At 60.8% G+C, this 8,268-nt stretch carries 13 protein-coding genes; all 13 read right to left on the bottom strand.

What is annotated here, in order from left to right:
* Positions 1–861: phage tail length tape measure family protein (locus ACCQ08_RS19580; RefSeq protein WP_373450728.1), on the bottom strand; the 861-nt coding region annotated here is incomplete at its 3' end.
* Positions 862–950: 89 nt separating this feature from the next.
* On the bottom strand, positions 951–1,274 hold the full coding sequence (locus ACCQ08_RS19575; RefSeq protein ID WP_373450727.1) for a hypothetical protein: 324 nt from the start codon (positions 1,272–1,274) through the stop codon (positions 951–953).
* 38 nt (positions 1,275–1,312) lie between these two features.
* Complete coding sequence (locus ACCQ08_RS19570; RefSeq protein ID WP_373450726.1) at positions 1,313–1,591, bottom strand: DUF1799 domain-containing protein; 279 nt, start codon at positions 1,589–1,591, stop codon at positions 1,313–1,315.
* Positions 1,592–1,644: 53 nt separating this feature from the next.
* Positions 1,645–2,037 (bottom strand): phage tail assembly chaperone, encoded by a 393-nt coding sequence (locus tag ACCQ08_RS19565; protein ID WP_373450725.1) that lies wholly within the window; start codon positions 2,035–2,037, stop codon positions 1,645–1,647.
* A gap of 105 nt (positions 2,038–2,142) precedes the next feature.
* Positions 2,143–2,784, bottom strand: a complete 642-nt coding sequence (locus ACCQ08_RS19560; protein ID WP_373450724.1) for a phage tail protein — start codon at positions 2,782–2,784, stop codon at positions 2,143–2,145.
* A 109-nt stretch (positions 2,785–2,893) separates the two neighbouring features.
* Entirely contained in the window at positions 2,894–3,247 is a 354-nt protein-coding gene (locus tag ACCQ08_RS19555; protein ID WP_373450723.1) for a DUF3168 domain-containing protein, read from the bottom strand.
* Between the two features lie 3 nt (positions 3,248–3,250).
* Entirely contained in the window at positions 3,251–3,847 is a 597-nt protein-coding gene (locus ACCQ08_RS19550) for an HK97 gp10 family phage protein (protein ID WP_373450722.1), read from the bottom strand.
* 1 nt (position 3,848) lies between these two features.
* Positions 3,849–4,169 (bottom strand): phage head closure protein, encoded by a 321-nt coding sequence (locus tag ACCQ08_RS19545; RefSeq protein ID WP_373450721.1) that lies wholly within the window; start codon positions 4,167–4,169, stop codon positions 3,849–3,851.
* Positions 4,166–4,471 carry a head-tail connector protein gene (locus tag ACCQ08_RS19540; RefSeq protein WP_373450720.1) on the bottom strand — a complete coding sequence of 102 codons (306 nt, stop codon included), beginning with the start codon at positions 4,469–4,471 and terminating at the stop codon, positions 4,166–4,168. Before ACCQ08_RS19540 ends, ACCQ08_RS19545 begins: the two co-directional genes overlap by 4 nt.
* Positions 4,472–4,474: 3 nt before the next feature.
* Entirely contained in the window at positions 4,475–4,831 is a 357-nt protein-coding gene (locus tag ACCQ08_RS19535; protein WP_373450719.1) for a hypothetical protein, read from the bottom strand.
* Between the two features lie 48 nt (positions 4,832–4,879).
* On the bottom strand, positions 4,880–6,121 hold the full coding sequence (locus ACCQ08_RS19530) for a phage major capsid protein (RefSeq protein WP_373450718.1): 1,242 nt from the start codon (positions 6,119–6,121) through the stop codon (positions 4,880–4,882).
* A 68-nt stretch (positions 6,122–6,189) separates the two neighbouring features.
* Complete coding sequence (locus ACCQ08_RS19525; RefSeq protein WP_373450717.1) at positions 6,190–6,993, bottom strand: head maturation protease, ClpP-related; 804 nt, start codon at positions 6,991–6,993, stop codon at positions 6,190–6,192.
* Positions 6,980–8,266 carry a phage portal protein gene (locus ACCQ08_RS19520; RefSeq protein ID WP_373450716.1) on the bottom strand — a complete coding sequence of 429 codons (1,287 nt, stop codon included), beginning with the start codon at positions 8,264–8,266 and terminating at the stop codon, positions 6,980–6,982. Before ACCQ08_RS19520 ends, ACCQ08_RS19525 begins: the two co-directional genes overlap by 14 nt.
* Positions 8,267–8,268 lie beyond the last annotated feature (2 nt).

Here is an 8,268-nt window from a genome sequence, read left to right as displayed (position 1 = left end):
CAACACATAGCCGCCCAGCGCTTTGGCAGCATTCCCCGCCCCGCCAAACATATCCCTCAACTGGCCGCCCTGCTGCAGCAGAACGGTCAAAGGTGCCTGACCGGCCTGCAAGCTCACCACGATGTCAGTGAACTGTGCGGGCACATTACGCAAGGCAGCGCTCATCGCAGCCGCACTCATTCCCACCTTGCCCACTCCGCCCTCTGCTTCGCGCAGCTTGGCGATCATAGGCGCGGCTTGGGTGGCGACACCCATCTGAGCGGCTTGCAGCTCCAACAGATCGGCGCGGGTCTTGCCAATGGCATTCGACTGCTCGCGCAGAGACTGCAGGAACGCGGTCTCACTGGCAGCCTTCTTCTCTGCTGCAGTGCTGCGCTCAATCTCTTGAGTCCAGAAGCGCACATACTCAGCGTCTTTAGCCAGCTGCTGGGCCTGACGGTGCTTCTCTGCAAAAACGTTCTGGCGGCCTAGTTCAGCTTCTGCGGCTTTGAACACCGACAGCTGGCTCTCAGCATCCCGCAGAGCCTGGATGTACGGTTGCAGGCGCGAGGCGTCCATGCCACGCATATCCATCTTGAGCTCGAAGCTGCCAGAGAGGCTCTTGGCGGCCTGCGCGGCCAGCTGAGTCTCTTCGGTGGCCTTGCGCATAGCAGCCGCAATGCGGGTCTCGGCGCGAGTCAGCTTTTCCGCTGCGTCTTCTGCGCCCGCACCAATGGCACCCACGCCTTCAGCAGCTTTCTGGCCTGCCTGATTGACCTTGTTGGCCATCTTGTCGGCGTCATTGCCGATCTGCTGGAAGGTCTGCGAGGATTCGTTCTCAGCAGCAACCGTAAAGCCGAATTTTTGATTCTCAGTTGACATGCTGCGCCACCAATAGAAAAGGCCCGCCGAAGCGAGCCTGATATTAAAAAGCCCTCTGATTTACAGAGGGCTGTCGAGTGTGCTGCTGTTTAATCAGCGCATTGGGAATTGATGTAGTCTGCGTTCAGAATTTCTGATTCCAAGTCGGCAGCCTTACCTTTAAGAGCCCAAAATTTCTTATAGCCTGCGTAGCCACCCATGGGAGTCTTTGCATTTACTTCACCGCATAGAAAGCTGGTCCCCACGGTCCAGCCACCATGCACCTTTTCATTGCGGAACTTGGCAGAGTCTGGATCCTTCAGCTGTTCCAGTACCGGCTGTCTAAGTGCGTGCACCAAATAAATTGTGTACGCATAGGCGCCCCCAGCCAGCAGTACCAGCGCAATGACGATATTCCGAACAATGATTTTCACGAGGCCCTCCAAGTCAGTCGGCTGATGGTAACGCATTGCTACGTCTTGGCTCGCTTCTTCTCTTCAGCCTCACGCTCTTCCATCCAGATGGATAGAACCTCGGCCTCAATCACCCGGATGCCATCAAACAGGTCTTGGTGCTCGTCTGGCGGCAAGCCCATGCGGTCGAGCTGGTAGAACAGCACGTTGTAGTCCAGGGCGTAGGCACCGACTGCGCCAGCGCGCCACTGGTTGCGAATTTGCTCCCAAAGGCTCCAAACTGGCTCAGTTTCCGGCCAGAGCAGCACGATATCTCGCGCATAGTCCGACCGTTTCATGCCGAAGGCCGCCAGCTCTGCATCGCTGGGCGGCGCCTCGTACTTCGCCCGGGCTACGCTTCGGAGTTTCCCAGGTAGCCCTCAGTGCAAGCTGCACGGTAAGCGCCCCACAACGCAGCGCCGGCCGCTGGCTCTTCGTTGAAAAGCTGCGCCAGGTTGTCCTGGGTCAGCTCGATGTCCTCCAGATTCCAGCCCTTGAGGAATTCCAGGGCCCGGGCAGCATTGGATGCCATGCCCTTGACGGCCAGGCTCTCGAAGGTGATCTTCTCTCCGTCGGTGCCAACGTCTGGCTTGGCCTCGGCGTTCTCGTCCAGGAACTTGGCAAATTCCTGGCGGGTGCGGTATTTGAACTGGCAGGAGACTTTGGCCTTCTCGCCGCTCACCAGCGGGATGTCAACGATTGCGGTGATGGTTTCGGGGCGCTTGCCCAGTACGATTTTTGCCATGATTTGTGTTTTTCAGTGGAGTGGAAAAGGGAAATGCCCGTGCCCAGCCGCCCGCCCCACTGAAAGGAGCGAAGCGGCTGGGTCGGTGCAGAGGGTTGCCGCTGATTAGTAGCGGACTGGGCGGCCTTGCAGGGAGAAGGTTGCAGTCACCTGCATCACTTGGCCCTTGGTGAGGGTTGGGCTCTCGTTGAACGACACATAGCCGTTGTAGAGCAGCACAGAGCCGTCAGGCAGGGTCACTTTCAGTGCGCGGATGTCACGGCGCTCACCGGCCAGCTTCAAGGCTTGGTAGCCAGCCAGGGTCGGATCGTCACCGATGCCCAGGGTGATGGATTGGGCGCTGGTCACCGTGGGCAACTGGCGCTCATAGTCATCTTCCAGGAAGGAGCCGGTCCAGAACTGCTGGTCGCCGCCAGAGGTCTGGTAATCCAGAATCTGCGAGATCTGCGTCCAGGCCGTGATCTCGCGCAGCGTGCTGCCGGTGGGGCTGGCTGGGAAGCGGTTCAGGTCGGTGGTGTCGGTGCCCGCGATCTCCAGCGTATTGGCGGCCACGTTTGCAGCCTTCCAGATACGCTCACTGATCTTCTGCCAAGGCGTCTTGAGCTCGAAGAAGGAGTTGTTGGGCACCGCGTGCGCCGTAGAGGTAAGCACTGCCGGACTGGCGTTAGAGATGGTGGTTACGGCTTTGACCGCGCCGTAGGCGGTTGCGATTGCGACGGTTGCGCCGTCAGGGAGACGAATAGCCATAATTGGGCCTTTCAAGAACGAAAAAACCCGCTCGGCTATTGCTTTGCGGGTGGGATCAGCCCATGACGGGCACAAAAAAACCGGCCTAAGCCGGTGTCTGGGTGGGTTGCTATCGCTTCCCGGTTATCGAGTACGACTGCAGGTAGCCTGGCACGTCATCAGCGTCATCTAGCGCTGCGATGGGCTCCGATAGCGGGCTTGCCGCGAACTTATCTGTTGCCGCCAGCATTGCCGCCTGAGCGGCCTGCAGGAGGCGAAGCGCATCCAGGCCGGTGCCATCATAGGCATTGATCTGCATCTGCGCATTGCGCTTATCTCCCTGGCTGTTGTCCAAGAAGATGATCGGATCGCCGCCGATGTGCTGCCAGGTGATGTAGCGCCCTTTGGTGCCCGAAGGCGCAACGCGCATGAAAACCTGAGGGCAAACCGTCTTCAAGACGGCCTGGAGGTCAATTTCTAGCACTTCTCACCCCTTCTTTATGCGAGCTATCAGCGACTCTTGCGCCGCTGCCAGCGCGGCCGGCATAGCGCTTGATGCACTGCGCATGAACGCGGTCGCCGGGTGCTGCTTAGGGCCGCCAGGCCGCAGAACGTAATAAGCGTCCTTCTCAGCGAGTGAAGCGCGCCGCTTTGGCTTCGGTGTTCCGACCTTTTCAGGGCGTACCAGCGTTACCCACTGCCCCCGCTTGTTGGTGACGGCCACATAGCGCTGTGTCCAGCCGTACTCAAGCAGGTGGCCATGCGGCGCCTTCTTGTGGTTCCAGCTGATGTGATACTCAGCGCGCCGGCCGGTCTTGGACTTTTCCGGACTGAAGGCCTGGTAGATAGACCGGTCCAGATTGCCAGTCACTTTGCCGATGCCCTGCACGTTGAGCTTCACACGGTCATACACCACCTGTGCCGCCGCTTGAGCAGCTGGCCGAATTGCCTCCTTCACCCCATCATCGAGCTGCTGCAGGTACTGCTTGAGCCCGGAGGTGTCCAAATCCATGGTGAAGGTGTTGCGCCCGCCAAGTTTGCGCTGGCCGTTACGGCTGAGCGTTGTATCGCTACGGCGCACCATGTCACACCACCAATTTGCAGGACAGATCGGTGAACTTGCGATCCAGACCAGGCAACACCGCCTCGATGTCGTAGTTCTGGCCCAGGTGGACCATTCGCATTCCGGCATTGATATCGGTGCGCCAGCGGATTCGCGCCGAGGCCTTAACCACCGAGGTGTCAGCGCCTGAGCGAATGGACTCAACGCCGGAAGGATGCCGCACATAAGCCCAAAGGGAGGCGAAGTCCTCCCATGCTTCAGGCAAGGGCTCACCCACCTCATTGGCGCCACCAGTCCGGCGCTGGATCGTAACGCGGTCGCGTAGTTGGCCAATGGTGGTCATGCGCCTCCCGCATAGTTGATATAGGGCGTCACCAGCCAGAGAGCGGCTTGTGGCATCTCTACCGATTCGCTGCCCCGGTTCTCGTGCAGGTGGCCGAGGATCAGCAACACAGCGGAATTTATAGCCTCATCGACCTGCACATCCAGCGAACCCGGCTCTGGCTCCTCGGCCACCACCTTGCGGAAAATCTTGCCCTCGATGGCCAGATAAGCCGCCAGGATCCAGCTGTTGATCAGCGCATCCTCTTCAGGGCCATCTACCCGCAGATGCAGCTTTGCCTGCTCAAGGGTGATTTTCGGCATCGGTTACTCCGGATCGGGCTCAGGCTCGAACTGCAGCACCTCGGCATTGATCGAACGCGCATAGTCCACCGCATCGGGGTGAGCGTCTACACTGCCGGCGTGCGCCTCGGCCAGATCCACGGGGATGCCTTCGATCACCACACCAGGTCGATAGCGCACATCTGCGATGGTCACTGCGGCCAGCACGCGAACAGCGCAACGCTCGACCTTGGTGGGCGGAGCCTCTGCCATCGGGTTGCCTGCAGCAGGTGGGGCCCCGGCCGTAGCGAGGGCCTGCAGCTCAGTGGATGCGCCTTGATCGCCTGTCGATGCGCCAGCATCTGGCGCGTCGGTGGTGGGCTTGGGTTGGGCTTTTGCCATGTCTATTCCTCCAGGTGGGGCCCCGGCCGTCGCCAGGGCCTGGGTTCATCAGGTGGCCGAGTTCTGGTACACCTTCACGGCGCCGCCAACATCGATCAGGTTGCCGCCAGAGCGCATGAAGGCGACGAAGCCCACCTGGCCGAGCAGCGTGAAAGCCGAATCGGTCATGCGGAACACGGTCAGGTCCATCACATCGCGCACGAAGTATTTGCTCAGGTCGCCAAACGCGATCGACTTGGCATTGGCAGCCATCGGCGCCATGTGCTGGTTGATCGAGAAGGTGCGGCCCATGATGCGATCAGGAGCGCCGCCAGGGTTGCCAGTCTCGTAGCCAGGGACAAAAATCGGGCGGCCGTTACCGTCTTTGATCTTGCGCAGGACCTTGAGCGAGTCGTCATGGAACATGTACTGAGCCAGCGTGCGATAAGCGGGGTCCACGCTGTGCTCCAGCTCCACCAGATCGTCATAGGTGATGGTGACCGTGCCGCCAGTAGCAGCGGTTTTACCCACTGCAGCAGCGGTGATGAGGCCGCGAGGCTGGTTCACGCCAGTGCCAACCGTGTAGTGGCGGTTGGTGATGCGGCCGATGCGCAGCGACAGCAGCTTTTGCACGTAGGCCTCCAGGTTAAACATGGAGTCCTGCAGCAGCTCGAAGGGCAGCGCGATCTTCTTGGACGAGTACTTGAACACGTCCATGGTTGCGTTGCCGAAGGTAGTTTCGCCATTGCTCACCGCCTGGTTCTGACCAACGATCTCGCCCTCCTCTGCGGTTGCATCGGCGGTGGGAAAGTTCATCGAGGCGCCGGTGGCAGTCTGGAAGACGTGAGCCACGGGGCGCACGCCGCCGATCTCCTTCATGGCTTCGATCAGCTGGCGGTTGTACTCGGTTGCCACCGTGTAGCCGCCTTCGGTGCCAGTCGTGGTGGACATTGCCGCGCGGATGTCAGGATTCTGGCGCGCAGCCATGGCTTGGCGCTGCTCAGGCGACAGTGCCGACAGACCGCCGGACAGCATGGCACGCAGGGCCATGGACTCGTCAGAACGGCCGCCGGTCACAGTGGCGGCGTTCATTGCGGCCTCATGCTCGGCGCGCTCGTCGCCAGCGACCTGGTTCACGCGGTTCTCGCGGATGATCTCGGCATCGATGGCCTCGATCTCGTTGAGCACGGTATCCAGGGCGTTGGCATCTTCTGCCGTCATGCGCTGGTCTGCGTTGTACTTGCCATTCAGGGTCTGCGCATCTTTAGCCTTGGCATCGCGGCGCGCACGGAGTTGAGCGAGTTTGCTCATGGATATACCTCATTTCAAGTAATAAAAAAGCCGCCTGGTGGGCGGCTGGGCTCTGGTGCGCGATGCGCTCAGATTCGGGTCATGAGGCGCAAGCGCTGCTGCTGCCGCGCGCGGTGATCCTCGGTGATGTATTGGGTCGTGTTCTCGGGTGGCTGCACAGCCTTGGGCTCGGGCGCCTGCTCGTTGTCTTGCGGGCCCTGCCAAGGATCCTTGGGCGCATTGGCATAAGCGGACAGGTTCCAGCCGCGCAGCGCTTTGCCGCTGGCTTTGGCGTCAACACCCAGCACGCGGTCCACGAAACCGGCGCTCACTGCCTCGGCAGCCGTGAACCACGTTTCAGCCTTGCACCAAGCCTCGATCTGTTCACGCTTTTGACCGGTGCGCTGCTCGTATGCGTCGTACATGGTGCCGTCACACTTGCGCAGCAGCTCGGCCACTTGGTCGAAGTCATCAGCATTGCCCATTGCCACGGTCCAAGTCTGATGGATCATGTACTTGGAGGCTTGCGTGGCCACCACCTCGTCACACGCGCAGGCGATGGCAGTGGCGGCGCTGGCCGCGTAGCCCTCGATTTGCATGATGATCTTGGCCTTGTGCTCGCGCAGCGCCTGGCACATGGCCTCGGCCGCGAAAACGTCACCTCCAGGGCAGTTGGTGTAAATGGTGATCTCGTCAGCGTCCAGCGAGCGCAGCGCCGGCACAAAGTCCTGCGGGCAGATGCCACCCCACCACTCGGCCGTCAGCCGGTCGCCCACAATCGGGTCGTAGAGGTAGAGGGCCGCTTGCGAGCCCTTGGCCACAATCCGCTGCTCGATTGGCGTGTATTGGCGCTTGTTGTCCTGCAGGAACTGCAGCAGCTTATTTCGATTCATCGTTGTTCCCCTTCCCGTCGTCTTTGCCTGGGTTGCGCTGCAGGTTCGCATTGGCCGGCATGTTCTCTTTGCGCCGAACTTCGTCGGCACTCATAAATGGCTGCTCACCAGCCCGCCCCATGGCGACACGGTAAGCGTCGTAGCGGGTTTTCAGGTCCGCACGCTCCAGCGCCTCAATGACATGCTCCAGAAACAGCGCTTCACGCACCGGCCAGAGCTTGCGGTTCAGCTCCTGCTTGATTGGCGTCAGATGCCGCTGCAGCGTGTACCGGACAAACGCTATGCCTTGCTGCTCGATACCGGTGCCGAAGCTGGTTTGCTTGTCGGTATGGCCGATCATGTGGGGCGGCACGCCCAGGATGCGGCTGATTTCCTCCACGCTAAAAAGCCGCGTGGCCAGGATCTCCGCGTCCTTGCTGTTGATCGACAACTGCGCCGGCTCAAGACCGCCCGACAGGATCAGTGGGCCCCGGCCGCCGTTTTGGGCTCGCGCCAGCAGCGAAGCTTTGAGCTCCAGCAGTTGCTTGTCATTGAGGCGGCTTGGCGTCTTCAAGGCGTAGTCAATATTGGCGCCACCCGCAAAGAATCGGCTGCTGTAATCCTGCGCAGCGATTGCCGCGCCGATGGCCTCGCGCCCGGCGAAGGTGATCGGGCTGGGACTGCGCAGACCGTCAAACCCCAAGCTCGGGATGTGAACCATGTCCGCGCTATCCAGCGTGTACTGCGGCCCGCCGTCCGATGGCGTGATGCGATACAACACCCTGTCGCCACTGCGGAACGGGTCCACGTTCAGCGGGTGGTGGGGCTTGAGTGCGATCACCTTGGAGCTGCGCACGCTGGAGCGAACCAGCTCAGCAAACCCATCCCCCTCGAAGAGCTTGGAGCTCATGAGGTATTCCCAGAAAGTGAAGGCCGTCCACTGGCCGCCTGCGCTCTCGTTGAGCATGTACCAGTAGTCGTGATCCACCTTATCCCGGGTTTTGCGGTCATGGATGCTGATTGGCAGCGATGCGATGGCGCCAGCAACCAGGGCCACAGCGGCATAAACCACCGACACACGAATGGCCGACTCTCGCGTGACGTGCGCGCCCGATGCAGAACGGTGCGCAGCGCTAAGCAGGTTGGCCAACTCACCCATGGAGACGGACCCGGGTGGCATTTCGCCCGCAGCCAGGATGCCTGCTCGATCAAATCCGCCTTCGCGGGCCGCCAGCCAGTCACCCAGCACCCGGCTGCCGTGACTGTTGGCAGTCAGATTAAAGGTTTGCGTCATGG

The organism is Comamonas sp. SY3 (assembly GCF_041730275.1).
Classification (GTDB): domain Bacteria; phylum Pseudomonadota; class Gammaproteobacteria; order Burkholderiales; family Burkholderiaceae_C; genus Comamonas; species Comamonas sediminis.
Note: the sequence above shows the minus strand (reverse complement) of the source record. Positions and strands in the feature narration are given on the sequence as shown.